The sequence below is a fragment of the Serratia sp. PAMC26656 genome, assembly GCF_016469055.2.
GTDB lineage: Bacteria > Pseudomonadota > Gammaproteobacteria > Enterobacterales > Enterobacteriaceae > Serratia > Serratia plymuthica.
Map to the genome: position 1 here is coordinate 655,207 of NZ_CP150486.1, position 22,462 is coordinate 677,668.

The following is a 22,462-nucleotide window of genomic DNA, read 5'->3' on the forward strand; positions in this document are numbered from 1 at the left end:
CAGCTATTTAGCTGCAACGCCCATTCATTTGAGGATGCCGATTCATTGAATCATTTCTGGGTGGGATGGGCCGTCACGTTGGCTGGCAGTTTGTCGCCCAGGGTGATCAGCTCGTCCAGCAACGTCATCAGTTGATCCATCTTCTGCTGCGAAAACGCGGCTTCAATTTCGCGGTAACCCTGTTCCACCTGATGGCGTGCCACGTCGTACAGCTCCTGGCCCGGCTGGGTCAGCGAAACGTACAGCTTGCGCTGATCGTTGACCGGCTTCAGGCGGAAAATCAGCTTATCGCGCTCCATGCGCGACAAAATGCCGGTCAGGCTGGGGCGCAGGATGCAGGTCTCCGCCGCCAGTTCGTGGAATTCAATCGAACGGCTGTTGGCCAGCACGCGGATGATGCGCCACTGCTGTTCCGTCAGATTGTGGCTTTTCAGGATCGGGCGGAAAAACCCCATGGCGGTTTCACGCGCCTGCAACAGGGCAATGGTTAAGGATTCATGCATAGATTTGGCCTTTACTGTCAAGGTGTTCGGTATGTCGGCCCTGATTCTGGGAGCCCAGCATGCTGAGCCCACGAGCGCAATAGAGTACGCCCCTGCCAGGCCTGATTTATTAATAACTTAATAATAGCCAGATTTACCCCAACGTATAAAGCGAAAAAGCGGCTGGCGGGTGAAAATACGCCAAAAAACGATTAATCCTTTGAGTAATAACGCAAATGTTCCGCAGTTGTGAATATTTTGTTATCAGGATCACAAATCAATCCAACCGCGTTGCGTAAATCGTAAACAGCGTATAAAACTAATCGTTAATATATTAATGAATGCCGGTTGTCATGTTCTGTCACGAGAGGAGTTTGCATGAAAGGCACCGTATTTTCCGTCGCGTTGAACCACCGTAGCCAGATTGACGCCTGGGATCAGGCGTTCCATGAGCCGCCCTATAACACCCCGCCCAAGACCCCGGTGTGGTTTATCAAACCGCGCAATACCCACCTCGCCAACGGCGGGGCGATCCCGTTCCCGGCCGGTGAGAAGGTGCAGAGCGGCGCTACGCTGGCGGTGGTGATCGGCGATACCGCCCGCAAGGTACCGGCCGAGCGGGTGGCGGACTATCTGGCGGGCTATGCGCTGGCCAACGACGTCAGCCTGCCGGAAAGCAGCTTCTACCGCCCGGCGATCAAGGCGAAGTGTCGCGACGGTTTTTGCCCGCTGGGGGATATCGGCCAGCTGTTGGCAACCGGCCAGCTTGAGATCGTCACCGAAATCAACGGCGTGGAGCAGGATCGCTGGTCAACGGCCGATCTGGTGCGCTCGGTGCCTGAACTGATCGCCGCTATCAGCGATTTTATTACCCTGCAACCGGGCGACGCGGTGCTGATTGGCACCCCGCACCAGCGGGTGGAGATCAAACCGGGGGATGAAGTGACGGTGCGCGCCGCCGGTCTGCCCACCCTGACCAACTGCGTGACGCAGGCAGGAGACTTAACATGAGACACGCCCGTATTCGCCATCATGGCCAGATTGTTAACGCCCGCGTGGATGACCAGCTGCGCGTTACCTTGCCGGACGGCACTGTGTTGCAGGAACGGGACGCCGAGTGGCTGCCACCGGCGCAGGGCACGGTGTTTGCCCTTGGCCTCAACTACGCCGACCATGCCAGCGAGCTGGAATTCAAGGCGCCGGAAGAGCCGCTGGTGTTCCTGAAAGCGCCGAACACCCTGACCGGCCACCGCCAGGTATCGGTACGCCCGGCCGGCGTGGAGTACATGCACTACGAGGCCGAGCTGGTGGTGGTGATCGGTAAAACCGCCCGCAACGTCAGCCGCGAACAGGCGATGGAGTACGTGGCGGGTTATACGCTGTGCAACGACTACGCCATCCGCGACTATCTGGAAAATTATTACCGCCCGAACCTGCGGGTGAAAAGCCGCGACACGCTGACGCCGATCGGGCCGTACATCGTCGATCGCGATGATATCGCCGATCCGCACCGCCTGGCGCTCAGCACCTACGTCAACGGCGAGCTGCGCCAGCGCGGCAGCACCGCCGACATGATTTTCGATATCCCGTTCCTGATCGCCTACCTGAGCGAATTTATGACGCTGCAACCGGGCGACATGATCGCCACCGGCACGCCGAAAGGGCTGGCCGACGTGCAGCCGGGCGACGAGGTGGTGGTGGACATCGAGGGCATCGGCCGTCTGGTTAACCACATCATCAGTGAAAAAGATTACGAGGAGAGCCTGCGATGAAAACCATCAACCATTGGATCAACGGCAAGAACGTCGCTAGCAAAGACTATTTCACCACCAGCAACCCGGCCAACGGCGAGGTGCTGGCGGAGGTGGCGTCCGGTGGGCAGCAGGAAATCGACCAGGCGGTGGCCGCCGCCAAGGCCGCGTTCCCGAAATGGGCCAATACGCCGATGAAAGAGCGTGCGCGTCTGATGCGCCGTCTGGGCGAGCTGATTGACGAGAACGTACCGCAGATCGCCGAGATGGAAACCGCCGATACCGGCCTGCCGATCCACCAGACCAAAAACGTGCTGATCCCGCGGGCCTCGCACAACTTCGAGTTCTTCGCCGAAATCTGCCAGCAGATGAACGGCCGCACCTACCCGGTGGACGACAAGATGCTCAACTACACGCTGATCCAGCCGGTTGGCGTGTGCGCGCTGGTGTCGCCGTGGAACGTGCCCTTCATGACCGCCACCTGGAAAACCGCACCCTGCCTGGCGCTGGGCAACACTGCGGTGCTGAAAATGTCCGAGCTGTCGCCGTTGACCGCCGATCGCCTGGGCGAACTGGCGCTGGAAGCCGGCATCCCGGCCGGGGTGCTCAACGTGGTGCAGGGCTACGGCGCTACCGCCGGCGACGCGCTGGTGCGCCATAAAGACGTGCGCGCCGTGTCCTTCACCGGCGGTACCGCCACCGGCCGCCGTATCATTGAAAGCGCCGGGTTGAAGAAATTCTCCATGGAGCTGGGCGGCAAATCGCCGGTGCTGATTTTTGAGGATGCGGACATCGAACGCGCGCTGGACGCCGCGCTGTTCACCATCTTCTCGATCAACGGCGAACGCTGCACCGCCGGTTCGCGCATTTTCATTCAGGAAAGCATTTACCCGGAATTCGTCAAACGTTTCGCCGAGCGCGCCAACCGCCTGCGCGTGGGCGATCCGCAGGATCCCAACACCCAGGTGGGGGCGCTGATCAGCCTGCAGCACTGGGAAAAAGTCTCCGGCTATATCCGCCTGGGGGTGGAAGAAGGGGCAACGCTGCTGGCAGGCGGCCCGGAAAAACCGGCCGGACTGAGCCACGGCAACTTCCTGTGCCCGACGGTGCTGGCGGATGTCGACAACCGGATGCGCATCGCGCAGGAGGAGATCTTCGGGCCGGTGGCCTGCCTGCTGCCGTTCAAATCGGAAGAAGACGGCCTGCGCATGGCCAACGACGTGGAGTACGGCCTGGCGTCGTACATCTGGACGCAGGATGTGAGCAAGGTTCTGCGTCTGGCCCGCAATATTGAAGCGGGCATGGTTTTCGTCAATACCCAAAACGTACGCGATCTGCGCCAGCCGTTCGGCGGCGTGAAATCTTCCGGCACCGGCCGCGAAGGCGGGGAATACAGCTTTGAAGTGTTCGCCGAGATGAAGAACGTCTGTATTTCCATGGGTGATCACCCCATCCCGAAATGGGGCGTCTAAGCCTCAGGCCACAATAAAAACGAAAGAGATGAGAACGATGACGACAAAACTTACCACCCATGCTGTCCCTGCTCCCGACGTTGTGCGCTGTGCCTATATGGAAATTCAGGTAACCAACCTTAAAGCGGCGCGCGAATTCTACGTCGACATCCTTGGCCTGGTGGTCACCGCCGAGGATGAGAAAACCCTGTACCTGCGTTCGATGGAAGAGTTTATTCACCACAACCTGGTGCTGCGCGAAGGCCCGGTGGCCGCCGTTGCGGCCTTTGCTTTCCGCGTGCGCACGCCGGAAGACGTCGACCGCGCCGAAGCCTATTTCAGCGCCTTGGGCTGCCGCACCGAGCGCCGGGTGAAGGGCTTCGTCAAAGGCATCGGCGATTCGGTGCGGGTTGAAGATCCGCTCGGCTTTCCGTACGAGTTTTTCTACGACGTGCAGCACGTCGAACGCCTGGCCTGGCGTTACGATCTCTACACGCCGGGCGCGCTGGTGCGCCTCGATCACTTTAACCAAATTACGCCCGACGTCCCGCGAGCCGTGGAATACATCCAGGGGCTGGGTTTCCGCGTGACGGAAGATATCCGCGATGAAAACGGCGTGGTTTACGCCGCCTGGATGCGTCGCAAAGCCACGGTGCATGATACCGCGATGACCGGTGGCGCCGGGCCGCGTATGCACCATATCGCCTTCGCCACCCATGAAAAGCACAACATTCTGGCCATCTGCGACAAACTCGGCGCGCTGCGTAAATCCGATGTGATCGAACGCGGTCCCGGTCGCCACGGCGTCTCCAATGCCTTCTATCTCTACCTGCGCGATCCCGATGGCCACCGGGTGGAGATCTATACCCAGGATTACTACACCGGCGATCCGGATAACCCGACCGTGACCTGGGATGTGCACGACAACCAGCGCCGCGACTGGTGGGGCAACCCGGTGGTGCCGAGCTGGTACACCGAGGGATCGCTAGTGTTGGATCTCGACGGCCAACCGCAGCCGGTTATCGAACGCAGTGCGCCAAGTGAAATGGCCGTCACCATCGGTGCCGATGGTTTTTCCTACACCCGCGAGGGCGACAAGGAAAAAGGCTTCAAGCTCGGCAACACCCTGTAACCACCACCGCGCGGGCGGCTTGCCCGCGTAAATTCGCCGTTCGGAGATTGCTATGCCGCATTTTTATGCTGAATGCACCAACAACATCCGCGAAGAGGCCGATCTTCCCGCCCTGTTCGCCAGGGTCAATCAGGCGCTGGCGGACACCGGCATCTTCCCGCTGGCCGGGGTACGCAGCCGCGCCCTCTGGCTGGACACCTGGCAGATGGCCGACGGCAAGCAGGATTACGCTTTTGTGCACATGACGTTGAAAATCGGCCATGGCCGCAGTCTGGAAAGCCGCGAGCAGGTCGGCGAGATGCTGTTCGCGCTGATCAAGGAACACTTTGCCGCGTTGATGGCCAGCCGTTATCTGGCGCTGTCCTTCACCCTTGAAGAGCTGGATCCGGTGCTGAATTACAAGCAGAACAATGTCCATGCGCTATTTCGCAAAGAGTAAGGGGCCGTAAATGTTGGATAAAGAGCTGATTAGCCGCGCCGTGCAGCGCTTGCACCAGGCGGAACAGAGCCGCGAACAGATCCGCGCGCTGTCGCTGGATCATCCCGAGATCACCCTTGAAGACGCTTATGCCATTCAGCGGCAGTGGGTGGCGCTGAAGATCGCCGAAGGCCGTACGCTGAAGGGCCATAAGATCGGCCTGACCTCGCGCGCCATGCAGGTCAGCTCGCAGATCACCGAACCGGATTTCGGTGCGCTGCTGGACGACATGTTCTTCAACGACGGCAGCGACATTCCAGTCGATCGTTTTATCGTGCCGCGCGTCGAGGTGGAGCTGGCGTTCGTGTTGGCCAAACCGCTGCGTGGGCCGAACTGCACGCTGTTCGACGTGTACAACGCCACCGATTACGTCATTCCGGCGCTGGAGATCATCGATGCGCGCAGCCATAACGTCGATCCGCAGACCCAGCGGCCGCGCAAGGTGTTCGACACCATTTCCGATAATGCTGCCAATGCCGGGGTGGTGATGGGCGGCCGGCCGATCAAACCGGACGCGCTGGACCTGCGTTGGATCAGCGCGTTGCTGTACCGCAACGGGGTGATCGAAGAGTCTGGGGTGGCGGCGGCGGTGCTCAACCACCCGGCCAACGGCGTCGCCTGGCTGGCCAACAAGCTGTTCCCGTATGACGTAGAGCTGGAGGCCGGCCAGGTGATCCTCGGCGGTTCCTTTACCCGGCCGGTGCCCGCGCGGCGCGGCGATACCTTCCACGTCGATTATGGCCCGATGGGCTGTATCAGCTGCCGGTTCGTTTAAGGGGGTTCAATGTTTACCAACCATTTCAAACGGGCATTGCAGGAAAAGCGCCCGCAGATTGGCCTGTGGCTGGGTCTGTGCAGCAGTTACAGCGCGGAACTGTTGGCCGGCGCCGGTTTCGACTGGTTGCTGATCGACGGCGAACACGCGCCCAATAACGTGCAGACGGTGCTGGGCCAGTTGCAGGCGATAGCGCCTTACCCGAGCCACCCGGTGGTGCGCCCGCCGTGGAACGATGCGGTGATCATCAAACAACTGCTGGACGTCGGTGCGCAAACCCTGCTGATCCCGATGATTCAGAATGCCGAACAAGCGCGCGAGGCGGTGCGAGCCACCCGTTATCCGCCGCACGGCATACGTGGCGTCGGCAGTGCGCTGGCGCGGGCTTCTCGCTGGAATCGGGTGCCGGATTATCTGCAGCAGGCCGATGCGCAGATGTGCGTGTTGGTGCAGATCGAAACCCGCGAGGCGGTGAAAAATCTGGACGCCATTCTGCAGGTGGAAGGCGTCGACGGGGTGTTTATCGGCCCGGCGGATCTGTGCGCCGACATGGGGTTTGCCGGGAATCCTCAGCACCCCGACGTGCAACGCACCATTGACGACGCCATCGCGCGCATCAGCGCGGCCGGTAAAGCGCCGGGCATCCTGATGGCCAATCCGCAGCTGGCGCAGCATTACCTGGCCTCCGGCGCGCTGTTTGTCGCCGTTGGGGTGGATACCACTTTGCTGGCGCGTGCGGCGGAATCCCTGGCGAGCCGCTTTAAACAGGATCTGCCGCCGGCGCAACCGCAATCCCCAAGCGTTTATTAGGTTGTATCCCTTAATTGATCACCAGCGGCGCTCACGCAATTAAGGGGCACAGCCTATGTTACCGGACACAACCCTATCGGAGCCACCATGAGCAACGTCGATTCGCTGCCGCCGGTCAACCCGGCGCAGCAACATAAAGCGTTAACCGCCGCCGAGCAATCGGTGATTAAAAAGCTGTTTCGGCGACTGATTATTTTCTTGTTCGTGCTGTTTGTTTTCTCTTTCCTCGACCGCATCAACATCGGCTTCGCCGGGCTGACGATGGGCAAGGATCTCGGCCTCAGTTCGACCATGTTTGGCCTGGCGGCGACGCTGTTTTACGTCACCTATGTTGTCTTCGGCATTCCCAGCAATATCATGCTGGGGATCGTCGGCGCGCGGCGCTGGATCGCTACCATCATGGTGCTGTGGGGCATCGCTTCGACCTGCACGTTGTTCGCCACCGGCCCGACCAGCCTGTACGTGCTGCGCATGATCGTCGGCATCACCGAAGCCGGTTTCCTGCCCGGCATTCTGGTGTATCTCACCTACTGGTTCCCGGCGTTTTACCGCGCCCGCGCCAACGCGCTGTTCATGATCGCCATGCCGGTGACCATGGCTATAGGTTCCCTGGTATCGGGTTACATTTTGGCGCTGGACGGGGTGATGAACCTCAAGGGCTGGCAATGGCTGTTCCTGCTGGAAGGCATTCCTTCGGTGTTGCTGGGCGTGGTGGTGTGGTTCTATCTCGACGATACGCCGGCCAAGGCCAGGTGGCTGACCGACGAAGAAAAAGCCAGCCTGAAGGCGATGATGGACGCCGACAAGCTGCAACTGGTGCAGCCCAACGGGCCGCGCAGCCACCGGGCGATGCAGCAGCGCAGCCTGTGGCGTGAGGTGTTCACCCCGATCGTACTGATGTACACGTTGGCCTATTTTTGCCTGACCAATACCCTGAGCGCCATCAACATCTGGACGCCGCAGATCCTGCAGAGCTTCAATCAGGGCAGCAGCAATATCGTGATCGGCATTCTGGCGGCGATCCCGCAGATCTGCACCATCGCCGGCATGGTGTGGTGGAGCAAACGATCGGATCGCCTGCAGGAGCGTAAACACCATACCGCGCTGCCGTACCTGTTTGCCGCCGCCGGTTGGCTGCTGGCTTCCGCCACCGATCACAGCCTGATCCAACTGCTGGGGATCGTCATGGCTTCGGTAGGGTCTTTCACCGCGATGGCGATCTTCTGGACCACGCCGGATCAATCCATCAGCCTGGAGGCGCGCGCGATCGGGATCGCGGTGATCAACGCCACCGGCAATATAGGATCGGCGGTCAGCCCGCTGTTGATCGGTTGGTTTAAGGATCTGACCGGCAGTTTCAACGCCGGGCTCTATTTCGTGGCGGCGCTGTTGGTCATAGGGGCGTTGATCGTCTGGCGCATTCCGATGCAAGGCTCGCGTCCGCGGGCCACGCCATAAGCCTGATATTAGGCTATTTTACCGATCTCATCGCTGAGGGAGGATGATGTGCAGAAAAGTACCGGTTTTATCGCCAATATCGACATCTGCAAAGAGTACGATGCGCGCTACGCCACCGATGAGGTGCATTACGAAACCTTCGCCGGGCTGGCGGCGTTTTTTGGCCGCGACATGCAGGTGCACTGGCACGACCGTTTCTTCCAGGTGCATTTTCTGGAGACCGGCAAGATTGAGCTGCAGCTGGACAGCCAGCACTATTCGGTGCAGGCGCCGCTGTTTATCCTGACGCCGCCCTCGGTGCCGCATGCGTTCTTCACCGAGCCGATCAGTGACGGCCACGTGCTGACGGTGCGCCAGGAGCTGATTTGGCCGCTGCTGGAGCGGCTGTACCCCGGCAGCAATCTGGCGCTCGATATGCCGGGCATCTGTCTGTCGATGGCGGACGCCCCGCAGGAGTTGACGGCGCTGAGCCATTACTGGGCGCTGATCCGCCGTGAATTCGGCCAGCAACTGGCCGGCCGCGAGCAGACTCTGGCGCTACTGGCGCAAGCGGTGTTTACCCTGCTGTTGCGTAATGCCGCGTTGGAAGATACCGCCACCAGCGGGGTACGCGGCGAACTGAAATTGTTCCAGCGTTTCAATAAAATGGTGGATGAACGCTTCCGCGACCACCTGCCGGTGCCGGACTATGCGCAGGCGTTGGGAGTGACCGAATCACGGCTGAACGATCTGTGCCGCCGCTTCGCCAACCAGCCCCCCAAACGGCTGATCTTCGACAGGTTGCTGCGCGAAGCCAAGCGCATGCTGCTGTTCAGCGCCTGTACAGTGCATGAGACCGCTTATAGCCTGGGGTTCAAGGATCCGGCCTATTTCGCCCGTTTTTTCAATCGTCTGGAAGGCTGCTCGCCTTCGACCTACCGCGCCGCACAACATCCCCTTTCGTAACCTGGATCACAATTCGCAGCCATTGCGGCAAATCCGCCTGAAAAGTACCGGCGATTGCCGCAAAAGTCTCTTCTCGAAATCGGCGTTGTCAGCTTCAATTAAGCAACCAAAAAGAAACATGAATTTAACAAATGACCGAGTCCAGGGTCTGAAAAATGCCGATTACGAGGAAGACTTAAATGAAACCAGAAGACTTTCGTGCCGACAGCAAACGCCCGTTCACCGGCGCCGAATACCTGAAAAGCCTGCAGGATGGCCGCGAAATCTATATCTACGGCGAGCGGGTGAAGGACGTCACCACCCACCCGGCATTCCGCAACGCGGCGGCTTCGGTCGGCCAACTGTACGATTCGCTGCACGATCCGGTCAGCCAGGATCGGCTGTGTTGGAATACCGACACCGGCAACGGCGGCTACACCCACAAGTTCTTCCGCTACGCTCGCAGCCCGGAAGAAATGCGCCAGCAGCGTGACGCCATCGCCGACTGGTCGCGCCAGACCTACGGCTGGATGGGGCGCACCCCGGATTACAAGGCGGCCTTCGGCTGCGCTTTGGGGGCTTACCCGGAGTTTTACGGTCAGTTCGCCGATAACGCCCGCCATTGGTACAAACGCATTCAGGAAACCGGTCTGTACTTTAACCACGCCATCGTCAATCCGCCGATTGACCGCCACAAACCGGTCAACGAAGTGAAAGACGTTTACATCCAGGTGGAGAAAGAGACCGACGCTGGCATTATCGTCAGCGGCGCCAAGGTGGTGGCGACCAACTCGGCGCTGACCCACTACAACTTTATCGGCTTCGGCTCCGCCCAGGTGATGGGCGATAACCCGGATTTTGCGCTGATGTTTGTGGCGCCGATGGACGCCGAAGGGGTGAAGCTTATCTCCCGCGCCTCCTATGAGCTGGTGGCCGGCGCGACCGGATCGCCGTTCGATTACCCGCTCTCGAGCCGTTTTGACGAGAACGATGCGATCCTGATTATGGATCACGTGCTGATCCCCTGGGAAAACGTGCTGATCTACCGCGATTTCGATCGTTGTCGCCGTTGGAGCACCCAGGGCGGCTTCGCCCGGTTGTTCCCGCTGCAGGCCTGCGTGCGTTTGGCGGTGAAGATGGACTTTATCACCGCGCTGCTGCAAAAGAGCCTGTCCTGCACCGGCGTGCTGGAGTTCCGCGGCGTGCAGGCCGATCTCGGCGAAGTGGTGGCCTGGCGCAACATGTTCTGGTCGCTGAGCGATGCGATGTGCGCGGAGTCCACAAAATGGGAAAACGGCGCCTATCTGCCGGATTCCGCCGCGTTGCAGACCTACCGCGTGATGGCGCCGATGGCCTACACCAAGGTGAAGCACATCATCGAAAAGAACGTCACCAGCGGGCTGATTTATCTGCCGTCCAGCGTGCGCGACATGAACAACCCGGAGATCGACAAATACCTGGCTCGCTACGTGCGCGGATCCGATGGGATGGATCACGTTGAGCGTATCAAGATCCTCAAGCTGATGTGGGATGCGATCGGCAGCGAGTTCGGCGGCCGTCATGAGCTGTATGAGATCAACTATGCCGGCAGTCAGGATGAGATCCGCCTGCAGTGTCTGCGCCACGCGCAGGGATCCGGCACCATGGATCAGATGATGCAGATGGTCGACAAGTGCCTGTCCGATTACGATCAGCACGGCTGGAAAGTGCCGCACCTGCATAACAATGGCGATATTAATCAGCTGGATAATCTGCTGAAGTAATTCAGGAGGAGGGTTGTATGTCTCAGGAAAATGAACACCGTCTGCGGTTTCGCGACGCCATGGCCAACCTGTCTGCTGCGGTGAATATTGTGACTACCGACGGCCCGGCGGGGCGCTGCGGCATCACCGCCACGGCGGTCTGCTCGGTGACCGATACGCCGCCGACGCTGCTGGTATGCATTAACCGCAACAGCGCGATGAACCCGGTCTTCCAGGAGAATCAGCGGCTGTGCGTCAACGTGTTGAACCATGAACAGGAGCTGATGGCGCGCCATTTCGCCGGCATGACCGACGTCAGCATGGAGGAGCGCTTCCGGCTGGAGGAGTGGCAAAGTGGGCCGTTAGGCCAGCCGGTCCTGCGCAATACGCTGGCCAGCCTGGAAGGGGAGATCGCGCAGATCCAGATCATCGGCACCCATCAGGTGTATCTGGTGCAGATCCGCCAGATCCTGGTGAACGCCGCCGGTAACGGCCTGATCTACTTCAAACGCAACTTCCACCCGGTGATACACGAAATGACCCTGGCGTGAGTGTTGGCGGGGCGAGCCTGTTCGCCCCGACATTCACTCGGCGGGGCTAGCTTTTGTTGGCGGCCAGATCCCCCACCAGCCGGTTAACCGGATCGCTCATATTGGTGAATTTGGTCAGTTCTGAACGGGTTACCACCACGAAGACGCCGATATTTTTCTGCGGGATCATCGCCATATAAGTAATAAAGCCGCCGCCGCCGCCGGTTTTCTGAATAATGCCCGGCAGGCCGTCCTTCGGCGCCATATACACCCAACCCAATCCCAACGCGCTCGCTTCACCCGGCACGTCCATGCCTTTCAGCGACACCAGATCGTTGCGCTGGAAATACATGGTTTGTTCGCTGGCCGCCGTCGATTTGCGTGCGCCGGCGGTGTTGGAAGAGAGGAACTGTTGCATCCAGCGCTGCATGTCGCGCGGGGTGGAATAAACCCCGCCGCTGCCGCCTGCTGCGGTGGTGTCGCGGCAGGCGCTTGGCCCGGCGGCCGCCACCATCAGGCGCGAGCACTGTTCGGCGCTGGGGGTGAGGGTGGTGTCGACCATGCCGAGCGGCGCGGTGATTTTTTCGCGCAGCAGGGCGCTGTAGGGTTTGTTTGCCGCCCGCGACAAAGCATCCGCCAGCAGATCATAGGCCAGGTTGGAATAGGCGGCGCGCACGCCCGGCGGCACGGTGACGTTGGCATGTTCGAGCCACTGCCAGCGCTGTGCCTTGGTCGGCCAGGTGAACACCGGCGTTTTCGCCGGTTTTTGGCCCGGTTGTTCGCGCGGCAGCGAGCTGGTGTGAGTCGCCAGGCTCAGCAAGGTGATGGGCTGTCGCGAATTATAGGCCGGCACGGAGGCGCCCTGCGGGGCGTATTTTCGCAGCGGATCGGTCAGCTTGACCCGACCTTCCGCCGCCATTTTGACCATCACTTCGCTGGTCATCAGCTTGGTGATCGAGGCGATGCGGATCAGCGAATCCGGGCGCGGGCGCAGATCGTTGCCCGGCTTGGTATCGCCAAAGCTGCGGTTAACCACCTGATTGTTATCAATCACCACCAGCGCCATGCCGGTGGCGCCGCTGTTGAAGAAAATGTGTTCGGCATACTGGTCGACGATTTGCGAGGCCAGTTGCGGGTCGGCGGCTTGAGCGGCCAGTGGCGCGGCGCACAGGCTCAGCGCCAGCAATGAAGCGCGGAAAGAGTTCTTCAACGATCGTTATCCATGTTAAAAGGCTGCAGGGAGAGGGCCCGGGCCGTGGCGTAACACGGCCTATACCCGTAGTCTTTCAAGCTGCAGCGCCGTTACCTGCGCTTGCTGCATCTTGAAAGCCATAGGGTGCAATGTGCTGCCAGTGTAATGTGCCTTGGCCCCTGCTGCATGTGGAAAAAAGAGCGGTCCGTCAAAAATTTTTACCCTGGCCCCTGCCGTACCAAAATGGCCTATTGCGCGCGGGTAAAGATGGCGATCACTTCATCCAGATGCGTTTTCATGGCCTTGCGTGCGCCGCGCACGTCACGCGCCTCGATCGCCTCCAGGATCGCCCTATGTTCCTGTTCTGATCGGTGTGGCATATCGTCCGGCGTATAGTGACGTTGCAGCACGCGGAACATGCTGCCGTAGCGGTGGCCGAGCAGGTGGCCGATAACGAACGCGTAGGCCGGGTTGCCGCTGGCCTGGGCAATGCGGATATGGAACAGCCGGTCGCCGGGGTGGGTGGCCGATCCGGCACGGTTATCGCGGCAGTTTTGCTCATAGGCCGCCCGAATGCCCGCCAGCTCTTCGTCAGTGGCATGGCGCGCCGCCAGCGCAGCGGTTTCCGGTTCGATCAACAAGCGGGTTTGCAGCAGCGAAAACGGCGGCAGCTCGGCGTTAAAATCCAGCTCGATATTCAGTTCATCATCGATTTCCGCCCATTGGTCGCGCCCGGCCTGCGCCATTACCGGTTCCTGCGAGGCCAAAATCGGTGCCTGCGCCCGAACGATTACCCCGTTACCGACTTTCACGTCGACCAGGCCAATCACTTCCAGCGCGATCAGCGCCTCGCGTACCGAAGCGCGGCTAACCTGTAACTGCTGGGCCAGATCCCGCTCGGACGGCAGGCGGCTGCCCGGGGGGAATTCGTTGTTTTCGATGAGCCTTTTTAATTGATCGGCTATCTGTCTGTAAATACGAGGATTTTCCAGTCGGGTAATGGGCATGGGTTACCTTGAGCTGTTTAGCGATAAGTGATTCAGCGCACAGTTATTAGTCAATTCGCTTGAGTAATGGTTAATCAAGTGTAAAAAGTTGGTTAATCAAAATGCTGTTTTAACTGTGTCTCATAACATTCTCACCAAACGATAACGCGTAAAGCGTCTTTTGTCATGTTAAAGGCCTGACCTTTAACCGTCTTTAATGGCCTGACCATTAGGCCTTTAGGCCAAGGGAGCAAAAATGAATTTAACCGGGAAACGCGTACTGATCACCGCCGCCGGACAGGGGATCGGCTTCAGCACCGCCAGGCTGTTCGCCGAGGCGGGCGCTGAAGTGATCGCCACCGATATCAACACCAGCCAACTGCAGGGGCTGCCCGGCATTCAGGCGCTGACGCTTGACGTGACCGACCCGGCCGCAATAGCCGCGGCGGCGGAAATCCTCGGGCCCGTCGACGTGTTGTTTAACTGCGCGGGCGTGGTGCACAGCGGGTCGATTCTGGCGTGCAGTGAAGCGCAGTGGGCGTTCGCCAACGAGCTTAACGTGACGGCGATGTTCCGCATGATCCGCGCCTTCCTGCCCGGCATGCTGGCGCGTAAAAACGGCTCGATTATCAATATGTCTTCGGTCGCCTCAAGCGTGAAAGGGGTGCCGAACCGCTTTGCTTACAGCACCACCAAGGCGGCGGTGATCGGCCTGACGCGTTCGGTGGCGGCGGATTACGTTACCCAGGGCATTCGCTGTAACGCCATCTGCCCCGGCACGGTGGAGTCGCCGTCGCTGCGTCAACGCATTGCCGAGCAGGCGCATGAACAGGGGCGCAGCGAGGAAGAGGTGTATCAGGCGTTCGTCGCCCGCCAGCCGATTGGCCGTATCGGCACCACCGCCGAGATCGCCCAGTTGGCGCTGTATCTGGCCTCGGACGCCAGTTCTTATACCACCGGCACGGTGCAGATCATCGATGGCGGCTGGAGCAACTGATTTTTATTTTTTGCGGCGTCGCCGAAGGCGCTTCTACGGAGGATTGAGGAATCTATGAAACTTTTACGCTATGGCGCACCGGGGCAGGAGCGCCCAGGGGTGTTGGACAATAACGGCCAGATCCGCGACCTTTCGCAGCATATCGCCGATGTCAGCGGTGAGGCGCTGCTGCCGGCGTCACTGGAAAAACTGCGTGCGCTGGATATCAACCAACTGCCGCTGGTCGAGGGGCAACCGCGCCTGGGGCCGTGCGTCGGCCAGATCGGCAAGTTTATCTGCATTGGCCTCAATTACGCCGATCACGCGGCGGAAACCGGTGCGGCGATCCCCGACGAACCTGTGGTGTTCAGCAAATGGACCAGCGCGGTGGTGGGGCCAAACGACGACGTGCAAATTCCGCGCGATTCGGTCAAAACCGACTGGGAAGTGGAGCTGGGCGTGATCATCGGCCAGGGCGGGCGTTATATCAGTGAGCAGGATGCGCTGCGCCACGTCGCCGGCTATTGCGTCATTAACGACGTTTCCGAGCGTGAATTCCAGATTGAACGCGGCGGCACCTGGGACAAGGGCAAAGGCTGCGACACCTTCGGCCCCACCGGCCCCTGGCTGGTAACCGCCGATGAAATTGCCGACCCTCACCGCCTGAACCTGTGGCTGGAGGTGGACGGCAAACGCTATCAAGACGGCAACACCGGCACCATGATCTTCCGCATTCCGCACATCATCAGCTACCTGAGCCGCTTTATGAGCCTGCAGCCGGGTGATGTGATTTCCACCGGCACGCCACCGGGCGTGGGCATGGGGCAGAAGCCGCAGCCCATCTACCTGAAGGCCGGGCAGACGATGCGCCTGGGCATCGAGGGATTGGGTGAACAGCGTCAAACAACCGTACAGGCCTGATGGGGAGCCGCACCATGACGACGATTACCGCACTGCGGGTTGAAGATATTCGTTTCCCTACCTCGCTGGGGCTGGACGGATCCGACGCGATGAATCCGGATCCGGACTATTCGGCGGCGTACGTGATCCTGGAGACCGACCACGCCGATCTGCGCGGCCACGGGCTGACCTTTACCATCGGCCGCGGCAACGAGATCTGCTGCGCGGCGATCCGCGCGCTGGAGCATCAGATTGTCGGCGTCCGGCTTGAGGAGATCGCCGCCGATATGGGCGCGTTTTGGCGGCGCTTTACCGGCGACAGCCAACTGCGCTGGATTGGGCCGGACAAGGGCGCTATCCACCTGGCGACCGGTGCGGTGGTGAATGCGGTATGGGATCTGTGGGCCAAATCCGTGGGCAAACCGGTGTGGCGGCTGGTGGCGGAGATGACGCCGGAGGAGTTGGTACGTTGCATCGATTTCCGTTACATCACCGACTGCATTACGCCGCAGGAGGCGTTCAGCCTGCTGAAGCAGCGGGCCGAGGGGAAAGAACAGCGTCTGGTGCGGCTGCTGGAGGAAGGCTATCCGTGCTACACCACCTCCGCCGGCTGGCTGGGTTACCCGGACGACAAACTGCGTCGGCTGTGTCAGGAAGCGGTCGACGCCGGTTTCTCCTACCTGAAGCTGAAAGTGGGCCGCGACCTGGAAGACGATATCCGCCGCGTGCGTATCGCCCGCGAGGTGATCGGCCCCGATCGCCAACTGATGATCGACGCCAACCAGGTGTGGGAAGTTAACGACGCCATTCCGTGGGTGAAGCACCTGGCGTTCGCCAAACCCTGGTTTATCGAAGAACCGACCAGCCCGGACGACGTTGAGGGGCATCGCCGCATCCGCGAAGGGATCCATCCGGTCAAGGTCGCCACCGGCGAGATGTGCCAGAACCGCATTATGTTCAAGCAGTTCATCATGCGCGGGGCGATTGACGTGGTGCAGATCGACGCCTGCCGCCTTGGCGGGGTCAACGAGGTGTTGGCGGTGATGCTGATGGCGGCGAAATACAACCTGCCGGTGTGCCCGCATGCCGGTGGCGTGGGGTTGTGCGAATACGTGCAGCATCTGTCGATGATCGATTACCTGTGCATCGCCGGTACCCACGACGGGCGAGTGATCGAATACGTTGACCACCTGCATGAGCATTTTATTCATCCTTGCGACATCCGGGGCGCAGCCTACATGCCGCCGCAACATCCTGGGTATTCGATCGAGATGCACCCTGCGTCGATCGAACAGTACCGGTTTCGCGGTTGAGGCGGGAGCACGGCATGCTGCGCATCGACGCTCACCAACACTACTGGCGCTACCGACCGCGGAGTTATCCGTGGATTAGCGAACAGATGGCGGTGCTGCGCCAGGACTACGGCCCGGCGCAGCTCGAACCGCTGTTGAAACGCCACGGTTTCGACGGCGCGCTGGTGGTGCAGGCCCGCCAGTGCGAGCAGGAAACCCAGACGCTGCTGGCGCAGGTGCAGCAAAGCCGTGGCGTATCCGGCGTGGTGGGCTGGCTGGACATTGCCTCGCCACAGCTGCCGCAGCGGCTTGAACAACTGCGCCAACAGCCGCTGCTGCGCGGCCTGCGTCATCTGGTTCAGGATGAGCCGCAACCGGCGGCCTGGCTGGAGCGGCAGGCTGTGCGGCGCGGCATGCAGACGCTGCAGCGGCACGGTTATGTCTACGACATTCTGGTCACCCACCGGGATCTGGCGGCTGCGGCGCAGTTTGCCGCCCGGCACGACGATTACTGGTTGGTGTTGGATCATCTCGGCAAGCCGGATATCACCCGTGGCGCGCAGCATTGGGCGCAGCAAATCAAACCGCTGGCGGCGCTGCCCCACGTAGCCTGCAAGCTGTCAGGGTTGATTACCGAAGCGCCCGGCGGCGGTTGGCAGGCGCAGCAGCTGTTGCCGTTTTTTGAGGTGGCGCTGGAGGCGTTCGGCCCGCAGCGGCTGATGTTCGGCTCCGATTGGCCGGTGTGTTTGCTGGCTGGTGATTACGGCCAGGTTTATCACCTGTGCGAACAGGCTGTTGCCACGCTGAGTCCTGCACAGCAGGCGGCAATTTGGGGCGGCACTGCCAGCCGCGTGTACAGCCTGGCTATGGGCTAGCGACGAATTAACGGAGTTGAGTGATGGATTTGTATCTGAACGAGAAGGTGGTGATTGTCACCGGCGGCGGTTCCGGCATCGGCGCGGCCATTTCCCGCCTGCTGGCGGAAGAAGGGGCTATTCCGGTGATTGTCACCAACGTGGCCCCGGAGACGGATTTCCTGACGGCACTGCGCCGGTTGCAGCCGCAGAGCGAAGTGATCATCACCGATCTCTGTGAAGAAAACGACTGCCGGCGAGCGGTGGATCAAACCCTGGCAACCTTCGGCCGCCTCGACGGGTTGGTGAATAACGCCGGGGTGAACGACGGCGTCGGGCTGGAGGCGGGGCGAGAGGCATTTGTCGGATCGCTGGAGAAAAACCTGATTCATTACTATCTGATGGCGCACCTGTGCCAGCAGGCGTTGCAAAGTTGCAAGGGGGCCATCGTCAACATCGCCTCCAAAACTGCGCTCAGCGGGCAGGGCGGCACCAGCGGTTATACTGCCGCCAAGGGCGCGGTGCTGGCGTTAACGCGCGAGTGGGCAGTGTCGCTGCGCCATGACGGGGTACGAGTGAATGCCGTAGTACCGGCGGAAGTGATCACGCCGCAGTATCAGCGCTGGATCAATACCTTCGAACGGCCGGAGCAGCAGCTTGAGAAAATTACCGCGCGCATTCCGTTCGAACAGCGGATGACCACGCCGCAGGAAATCGCCAACACCGTGGTGTTTTTGATCTCGTCGCGATCGTCGCACACCACCGGGCAGTGGCTGTCGGTGGACGGCGGTTACCTGCACCTTGATCGGGCGCTCACATGAGCGGCTCTGCGGGGTTGCCGCGGCGCTTTTGCCAGGCGCTCGATCTGGTCGATTCACCGGCGCTGATTGAGGAGTATCAGCGCCACCACCAACGCATCTGGCCGGAAATTGCCGAACATCTGCGTGAGCACGGCATCCTGGATATGGAGATTTACCGGCTGGGCACCCGGCTGTTCATGATCGTCGAGGTCAGCGCCGCGTTCGATGCCGGGTGGTTTGACGCCGCCGGTCTGAGCAGTCCCCATGTGCAGCGCTGGGAAGCCCTGATGTGGAAATACCAGGTGGCTACCCCCTGGACGCCGCAGGGCGAAAAATGGGTGGCGATGGAGCGGATATTCTCTTTGCAACAGCAATAACAACATCTCATTACCCTACCCGAGGATATATCAATGCTTGCTGAAAAAAGTGCGGCCCCGCCACAGCTGGGTGTCAAGGCGACCTCCAATTTACGCTGGGCCTTTATCCTGGTCACCAGCCTGTTCTTTATGTGGGGGCTGTCGTATGGCCTGTTGGACGTATTGAATAAACACTTTCAGGAAACACTGCACGTGACCAAGGCGCAGTCTGGGCTATTGCAGGCGGCGTATTTCGGCGCTTATTTCCTGGTGGCGTTACCCGCCGGTTATTTTATGGATAGGAAAGGCTATAAGGCCGGCATTCTGGTAGGGCTGTGCCTGTATGCGCTGGGGGCGCTGTTGTTTGTACCGGCGGCCTCCGCCAACAGCTTCGGCGCCTTCCTGTTTGCGCTGTTTGTCATTGCCTGCGGCCTGGGTTGCCTGGAAACCGCGGCCAATCCTTACGCTACGGTGCTGGGCGATACGCAGGGCGCGGAACGGCGGCTCAACCTCGCTCAGTCTTTTAACGGCCTGGGGCAGTTCATCGGACCGATGATCGGCGGTACGTTATTTTTCTCCGCAACCCAGGGGGCAAGTGGCGATGACCAGAGCGCGGTGAAGGTGACTTATGTGGCGATCGCCGCGTTGGTGCTGCTGATTGCCTTGCTGTTCAGCCGCACCCGGCTGCCGGATATCCGTGAGGAAGAGCAGCCGGAACAGGGCGAAATCGCGCAAGGATTGTGGCAGCACAAACACTTTGTCGGCGGGGTGATTACCCAGTTCTTCTACGTGGCGGCGCAGGTCGGCGTGGGGGCGTTCTTTATTAACTACGCCACCGAACACTGGAGCGACGTTTCCAACCAGAGCGCCTCCTACTTGCTCTCCATCGCCATGATTTGTTTTATGATCGGGCGCTTCTTCAGTACCTGGTTAATGGGCAGAGTGAAACCCGCCACGCTGCTGATGCTTTACTCGCTGATCAATATTCTGCTGTGCGGCGTGGTGATGCTCAGTATCGACGGGATCTCGGTGGTGGCGCTGATTGGCGTGTTCTTCTTTATGTCGATCATGTTCCCGACCATTTTCGCCCTGGGGGTGAAAAACATGGGTAAACACACCAAGCGCGCCAGTTCCTTTATGATCATGGCGATCGTCGGTGGCGCCATCATGCCTTACTTTATGGGGGCGCTGGCGGACAGGTACAGCACCGCGCTGTCGTACCTGCTGCCGTTGCTGTGCTTTGCCGTGGTGTTTGTCTACGGCATGCGGCAGCGTCGCCGCTAAGTCCACGGCCCGCCGGCTCAGACAGCGGCGGGCCGCAGGTTGCCATCAGGGGGCAGGTTCAGCCCTGATTTTTACCCGCGCGATAACCACCAATGCCAGACCTGTGGTGGCGCCGGCCATCAGGGTGTTGGTTACCAGACCGTATTTATCGACAAGTTGCCCTCCTGCTACGGCGCCGAGAGAAATACCGATATTAAAGAGGGCGATATAAAGAGAAGTGGCGACCTCAATGGATCGGGGGGTTGCGATCATCATCCAGGTCATCAGCGATACGGAAACCCCGCCATAGGCAAGTCCCCACAACAGGGTAATAAGACCGCCGCCGACGGCGGTTCCTCCCCACCAGGAAAACAGGATGACGGCGGCAGTTATCCCGAGGGCGATCAGCGCCAGCGTCGGGCGAAGGTGTTTTGCCGCTGCGCTGCCGGCAAGAAAATTCCCGGCAATGCCGGCGAGGCCGTAGGCGAACAGCAGCGGGCCAATCCAGTTGTCGTCAAAATGGGATACCGTCTGCAGCAGCGGTCGAATAAAGGTGAAAGCCATGAAATGGCCGGCGACCAACAGGACTGTCACCAGGAGTCCTGCAAGTAGCTTTGGGTTTGCCAGTTGTTCGGCGAATTGCCCTAAAGTGACAGTGTGTTCCGCAGGCACCGATGGGAACGATCTGATGAGCAAGATTAGCGCCAGCAGAGCTAAAAGGGCCATCGCCAGAAAGGCGGTACGCCAGCCGAATGCATCACCCATAAATGCCCCTAAGGGTACGCCTAATACCGAAGCGGCCGCGACGCCGCCAAAAATTATCGACATCGCCAGACCAAGGGAAGCTTGCGGTACCAACCGCCCCGCAATGCCCCCGGCAATGGCCCAAATCCCGCCCATGCAGAAACCGACGATGACGCGGGCGACCAGCAGCCCGTTCATACTGGTTGCCGTGGCCGAAGCAATATTAGCCGCAATCAGCAAAGCGAGAAGCCAGCGGAGGATCGTCCTGCGGTTAATCCCTCCGGAGGTGAGAACAACCAGTGGAGCAAAAAAGGCGGCCAGCAGGGCCGGCAATGAAATCATCAGGCCCGCCCGGCCAACCGTGGCGTTTAGCGTATCCGCAATGGGATTCAACAGGCCGACGGGTAACATTTCGGTGGTGACGACGGAAAATGTGGCGAGCCCGATTGAAAATACCGCCAGCCAGGGCCTTGGGACGCTTGCCGGTTGCCCGGCGGCCCGGTGAGATATGCTCATTGAATTTCCTCGTTTACTGGGTTTGATAGAGGGCATGGGGGGAACGAACACAGTGTATACGCGCGCTATCGGGTGATAAACTGGCCTAAATGAGTAATATTGGGGACAAAACGTGGCTAATTTAATGGCGATGCCGCTGGATAACCTGTCCGATCTGCTGGTGTTTGTGCGGGTCGCTGATGCGCGTAGTTTTACTCTGGCGGCCGAGAGACTTGGCATATCCCGCTCGTCGGCGGGGAAAAGCGTTAATCGGCTGGAAGAGCGGTTGGCCACCCGGCTTCTGCACCGTACGACGCGCAGCGTGAGCCTGACCGAAGAAGGTCTGGTGTTTTATGAACATGCGCTGCGGATTCTGGCGGAAGTTGATGAAGCGGAGACGGCGATAAATCAGCGGCATCAAACGCCAAGAGGACGCTTGCGTATCGATCTTCCCGTCGCCTTTGGCCGTTTGCATATTTTACCGATTTTGAGGGATTTCCTGCTCCAATGGCCGGAAGTGGATGTAGAGGTGACGTTCTCCGATGACTACAGCGATCTGGTGCGCGAGGGGATCGATTTGGCTATCCGCATTGGCGGTAACGATGACAGCCGGCTGGTACGCAAAGTCCTCGCACCACACCGGTTGATAACCTGTGCTTCACCAGGCTATTTGGAGAACCATGGCGTGCCTCAGACGCCGGACGATCTGGTTGATCACCACCGTTTGGTGTTCTCGCACCAGGGAATGCCGGTTCCCTGGCGCTATCAGGTGAATGGACAACATCGCGACGAACCTGTCGGCGGAAGAATGCGTTTCAACAACACCGAAGCATTGCGGGACTCGGCGCTCGCCGGTGTTGGTCTGTGTCAACTTGGTGCTTTTCTGGTTGGCGAACAACTCTCGGCCGGCACGCTGGTGCCGGTACTGGAGCGATATTGCCGGGCTGAAGCGCCAATATGCGCCGTTTATCCCACCCGGCGCTATCTATCGCCCAAAGTGAAACGATTCGTGGGGGCGATAGAAAGCCGATGGGGCGGCAAGGCTATTTGGGAACCGGCCTAACGCTAGCC

General features: G+C 60.1%; 23 protein-coding genes. 19 read left to right on the forward strand and 4 right to left on the reverse strand.

Features of this window, described 5'->3' with window-relative positions:
* Positions 1–50 precede the first annotated feature (50 nt).
* The gene (gene hpaR / locus JEM67_RS03640; RefSeq protein WP_013811389.1) at positions 51–503 is read right to left on the reverse strand and encodes a homoprotocatechuate degradation operon regulator HpaR; all 453 of its coding nucleotides are present in this window, start codon (positions 501–503) and stop codon (positions 51–53) included.
* 357 nt (positions 504–860) lie between these two features.
* Here hpaR and JEM67_RS03645 point away from each other — a divergent pair, with 357 nt between their 5' ends.
* From JEM67_RS03645 to hpaC, 11 genes are all read left to right on the forward strand, one after another.
* On the forward strand, positions 861–1,493 hold the full coding sequence (locus JEM67_RS03645; protein WP_199638105.1) for a fumarylacetoacetate hydrolase family protein: 633 nt from the start codon (positions 861–863) through the stop codon (positions 1,491–1,493).
* Positions 1,490–2,254, forward strand: coding sequence for a fumarylacetoacetate hydrolase family protein (locus tag JEM67_RS03650; protein ID WP_199638112.1), 765 nt, complete (start codon positions 1,490–1,492; stop codon positions 2,252–2,254). The genes JEM67_RS03645 and JEM67_RS03650 overlap by 4 nt, the downstream gene beginning before the upstream one ends.
* On the forward strand, positions 2,251–3,705 hold the full coding sequence (gene hpaE / locus JEM67_RS03655) for a 5-carboxymethyl-2-hydroxymuconate semialdehyde dehydrogenase (RefSeq protein ID WP_199638114.1): 1,455 nt from the start codon (positions 2,251–2,253) through the stop codon (positions 3,703–3,705). The genes JEM67_RS03650 and hpaE overlap by 4 nt, the downstream gene beginning before the upstream one ends.
* 37 nt (positions 3,706–3,742) lie before the next feature.
* Positions 3,743–4,816 carry a 3,4-dihydroxyphenylacetate 2,3-dioxygenase gene (gene hpaD / locus JEM67_RS03660; protein ID WP_199638116.1) on the forward strand — a complete coding sequence of 358 codons (1,074 nt, stop codon included), beginning with the start codon at positions 3,743–3,745 and terminating at the stop codon, positions 4,814–4,816.
* A 52-nt stretch (positions 4,817–4,868) separates the two neighbouring features.
* Positions 4,869–5,255: a 5-carboxymethyl-2-hydroxymuconate Delta-isomerase gene (locus JEM67_RS03665; protein WP_013811394.1), complete on the forward strand. Its 387-nt coding sequence runs from the start codon at positions 4,869–4,871 to the stop codon at positions 5,253–5,255.
* A gap of 10 nt (positions 5,256–5,265) precedes the next feature.
* Positions 5,266–6,069 carry a 2-oxo-hept-4-ene-1,7-dioate hydratase gene (hpaH, locus tag JEM67_RS03670; protein WP_004949866.1) on the forward strand — a complete coding sequence of 268 codons (804 nt, stop codon included), beginning with the start codon at positions 5,266–5,268 and terminating at the stop codon, positions 6,067–6,069.
* A gap of 9 nt (positions 6,070–6,078) precedes the next feature.
* Positions 6,079–6,879 carry a 4-hydroxy-2-oxoheptanedioate aldolase gene (gene hpaI, locus JEM67_RS03675; RefSeq protein WP_199638118.1) on the forward strand — a complete coding sequence of 267 codons (801 nt, stop codon included), beginning with the start codon at positions 6,079–6,081 and terminating at the stop codon, positions 6,877–6,879.
* Between the two features lie 87 nt (positions 6,880–6,966).
* On the forward strand, positions 6,967–8,337 hold the full coding sequence (gene hpaX / locus JEM67_RS03680; RefSeq protein ID WP_013811397.1) for a 4-hydroxyphenylacetate permease: 1,371 nt from the start codon (positions 6,967–6,969) through the stop codon (positions 8,335–8,337).
* A gap of 48 nt (positions 8,338–8,385) precedes the next feature.
* Positions 8,386–9,282 (forward strand): 4-hydroxyphenylacetate catabolism regulatory protein HpaA, encoded by an 897-nt coding sequence (gene hpaA, locus JEM67_RS03685; protein WP_199638120.1) that lies wholly within the window; start codon positions 8,386–8,388, stop codon positions 9,280–9,282.
* Positions 9,283–9,461: 179 nt separating this feature from the next.
* Complete coding sequence (gene hpaB, locus JEM67_RS03690; protein WP_199638122.1) at positions 9,462–11,024, forward strand: 4-hydroxyphenylacetate 3-monooxygenase, oxygenase component; 1,563 nt, start codon at positions 9,462–9,464, stop codon at positions 11,022–11,024.
* Between the two features lie 17 nt (positions 11,025–11,041).
* On the forward strand, positions 11,042–11,554 hold the full coding sequence (hpaC, locus tag JEM67_RS03695; RefSeq protein ID WP_199638124.1) for a 4-hydroxyphenylacetate 3-monooxygenase, reductase component: 513 nt from the start codon (positions 11,042–11,044) through the stop codon (positions 11,552–11,554).
* 46 nt (positions 11,555–11,600) lie between these two features.
* Here the strand turns inward: hpaC and ampH are convergent, their stop codons facing one another.
* Both ampH and JEM67_RS03705 read right to left on the reverse strand, forming a co-directional pair.
* Entirely contained in the window at positions 11,601–12,743 is a 1,143-nt protein-coding gene (ampH, locus tag JEM67_RS03700) for a D-alanyl-D-alanine-carboxypeptidase/endopeptidase AmpH (RefSeq protein ID WP_013811400.1), read from the reverse strand.
* Positions 12,744–12,973: 230 nt separating this feature from the next.
* Complete coding sequence (locus JEM67_RS03705; RefSeq protein ID WP_199638126.1) at positions 12,974–13,732, reverse strand: FadR/GntR family transcriptional regulator; 759 nt, start codon at positions 13,730–13,732, stop codon at positions 12,974–12,976.
* Positions 13,733–13,967: 235 nt separating this feature from the next.
* On the opposite strand from JEM67_RS03705, the gene JEM67_RS03710 reads away from it, so the two are divergent.
* Genes JEM67_RS03710 through fucP form a run of 7 tightly spaced genes read left to right on the forward strand, consistent with a single transcriptional unit; the run spans position 13,968 to position 20,173 of the window.
* Positions 13,968–14,708: an SDR family oxidoreductase gene (locus JEM67_RS03710; protein ID WP_199638128.1), complete on the forward strand. Its 741-nt coding sequence runs from the start codon at positions 13,968–13,970 to the stop codon at positions 14,706–14,708.
* 54 nt (positions 14,709–14,762) lie between these two features.
* Positions 14,763–15,608: a fumarylacetoacetate hydrolase family protein gene (locus tag JEM67_RS03715; protein WP_199638130.1), complete on the forward strand. Its 846-nt coding sequence runs from the start codon at positions 14,763–14,765 to the stop codon at positions 15,606–15,608.
* A 14-nt stretch (positions 15,609–15,622) separates the two neighbouring features.
* A complete protein-coding gene (locus JEM67_RS03720; RefSeq protein WP_199638132.1) occupies positions 15,623–16,900 on the forward strand; it encodes an L-fuconate dehydratase in 1,278 nt (425 codons plus the stop codon).
* A gap of 14 nt (positions 16,901–16,914) precedes the next feature.
* Positions 16,915–17,754: an amidohydrolase family protein gene (locus tag JEM67_RS03725; protein ID WP_199638134.1), complete on the forward strand. Its 840-nt coding sequence runs from the start codon at positions 16,915–16,917 to the stop codon at positions 17,752–17,754.
* Positions 17,755–17,777: 23 nt separating this feature from the next.
* Positions 17,778–18,554, forward strand: coding sequence for an SDR family oxidoreductase (locus JEM67_RS03730; protein WP_199638136.1), 777 nt, complete (start codon positions 17,778–17,780; stop codon positions 18,552–18,554).
* The gene (locus tag JEM67_RS03735) at positions 18,551–18,910 is read left to right on the forward strand and encodes an L-rhamnose mutarotase (protein ID WP_199638138.1); all 360 of its coding nucleotides are present in this window, start codon (positions 18,551–18,553) and stop codon (positions 18,908–18,910) included. The genes JEM67_RS03730 and JEM67_RS03735 overlap by 4 nt, the downstream gene beginning before the upstream one ends.
* A 33-nt stretch (positions 18,911–18,943) precedes the next feature.
* A complete protein-coding gene (gene fucP / locus JEM67_RS03740) occupies positions 18,944–20,173 on the forward strand; it encodes an L-fucose:H+ symporter permease (RefSeq protein WP_199638140.1) in 1,230 nt (409 codons plus the stop codon).
* Positions 20,174–20,218: 45 nt separating this feature from the next.
* On the opposite strand, the gene JEM67_RS03745 is transcribed toward fucP, so the two are convergent.
* Positions 20,219–21,412, reverse strand: coding sequence for an MFS transporter (locus JEM67_RS03745; protein ID WP_199638142.1), 1,194 nt, complete (start codon positions 21,410–21,412; stop codon positions 20,219–20,221).
* A gap of 124 nt (positions 21,413–21,536) precedes the next feature.
* Between JEM67_RS03745 and JEM67_RS03750 the strand changes: the two genes are divergently transcribed.
* Positions 21,537–22,454 carry a LysR family transcriptional regulator gene (locus tag JEM67_RS03750; RefSeq protein ID WP_199638360.1) on the forward strand — a complete coding sequence of 306 codons (918 nt, stop codon included), beginning with the start codon at positions 21,537–21,539 and terminating at the stop codon, positions 22,452–22,454.
* The last annotated feature ends 8 nt before the right edge of the window (positions 22,455–22,462 follow it).

Excerpts from the sequence above, each read along its gene's own strand:
- hpaR (WP_013811389.1), bottom strand. The coding sequence starts at position 503 with ATGCATGAATCCTTAACCATTGCCCTGTTGCAGGCGCGTGAAACCGCC.
- JEM67_RS03645 (WP_199638105.1), top strand. The coding sequence starts at position 861 with ATGAAAGGCACCGTATTTTCCGTCGCGTTGAACCACCGTAGCCAGATT.
- JEM67_RS03650 (WP_199638112.1), top strand. The coding sequence starts at position 1,490 with ATGAGACACGCCCGTATTCGCCATCATGGCCAGATTGTTAACGCCCGC.
- hpaE (WP_199638114.1), top strand. The coding sequence starts at position 2,251 with ATGAAAACCATCAACCATTGGATCAACGGCAAGAACGTCGCTAGCAAA.
- hpaD (WP_199638116.1), top strand. The coding sequence starts at position 3,743 with ATGACGACAAAACTTACCACCCATGCTGTCCCTGCTCCCGACGTTGTG.
- JEM67_RS03665 (WP_013811394.1), top strand. The coding sequence starts at position 4,869 with ATGCCGCATTTTTATGCTGAATGCACCAACAACATCCGCGAAGAGGCC.
- hpaH (WP_004949866.1), top strand. The coding sequence starts at position 5,266 with ATGTTGGATAAAGAGCTGATTAGCCGCGCCGTGCAGCGCTTGCACCAG.
- hpaI (WP_199638118.1), top strand. The coding sequence starts at position 6,079 with ATGTTTACCAACCATTTCAAACGGGCATTGCAGGAAAAGCGCCCGCAG.
- hpaX (WP_013811397.1), top strand. The coding sequence starts at position 6,967 with ATGAGCAACGTCGATTCGCTGCCGCCGGTCAACCCGGCGCAGCAACAT.
- hpaB (WP_199638122.1), top strand. The coding sequence starts at position 9,462 with ATGAAACCAGAAGACTTTCGTGCCGACAGCAAACGCCCGTTCACCGGC.
- hpaC (WP_199638124.1), top strand. The coding sequence starts at position 11,042 with ATGTCTCAGGAAAATGAACACCGTCTGCGGTTTCGCGACGCCATGGCC.
- JEM67_RS03705 (WP_199638126.1), bottom strand. The coding sequence starts at position 13,732 with ATGCCCATTACCCGACTGGAAAATCCTCGTATTTACAGACAGATAGCC.
- JEM67_RS03710 (WP_199638128.1), top strand. The coding sequence starts at position 13,968 with ATGAATTTAACCGGGAAACGCGTACTGATCACCGCCGCCGGACAGGGG.
- JEM67_RS03715 (WP_199638130.1), top strand. The coding sequence starts at position 14,763 with ATGAAACTTTTACGCTATGGCGCACCGGGGCAGGAGCGCCCAGGGGTG.
- JEM67_RS03720 (WP_199638132.1), top strand. The coding sequence starts at position 15,623 with ATGACGACGATTACCGCACTGCGGGTTGAAGATATTCGTTTCCCTACC.
- JEM67_RS03725 (WP_199638134.1), top strand. The coding sequence starts at position 16,915 with ATGCTGCGCATCGACGCTCACCAACACTACTGGCGCTACCGACCGCGG.
- JEM67_RS03730 (WP_199638136.1), top strand. The coding sequence starts at position 17,778 with ATGGATTTGTATCTGAACGAGAAGGTGGTGATTGTCACCGGCGGCGGT.
- JEM67_RS03735 (WP_199638138.1), top strand. The coding sequence starts at position 18,551 with ATGAGCGGCTCTGCGGGGTTGCCGCGGCGCTTTTGCCAGGCGCTCGAT.
- fucP (WP_199638140.1), top strand. The coding sequence starts at position 18,944 with ATGCTTGCTGAAAAAAGTGCGGCCCCGCCACAGCTGGGTGTCAAGGCG.
- JEM67_RS03745 (WP_199638142.1), bottom strand. The coding sequence starts at position 21,412 with ATGAGCATATCTCACCGGGCCGCCGGGCAACCGGCAAGCGTCCCAAGG.
- JEM67_RS03750 (WP_199638360.1), top strand. The coding sequence starts at position 21,537 with ATGGCGATGCCGCTGGATAACCTGTCCGATCTGCTGGTGTTTGTGCGG.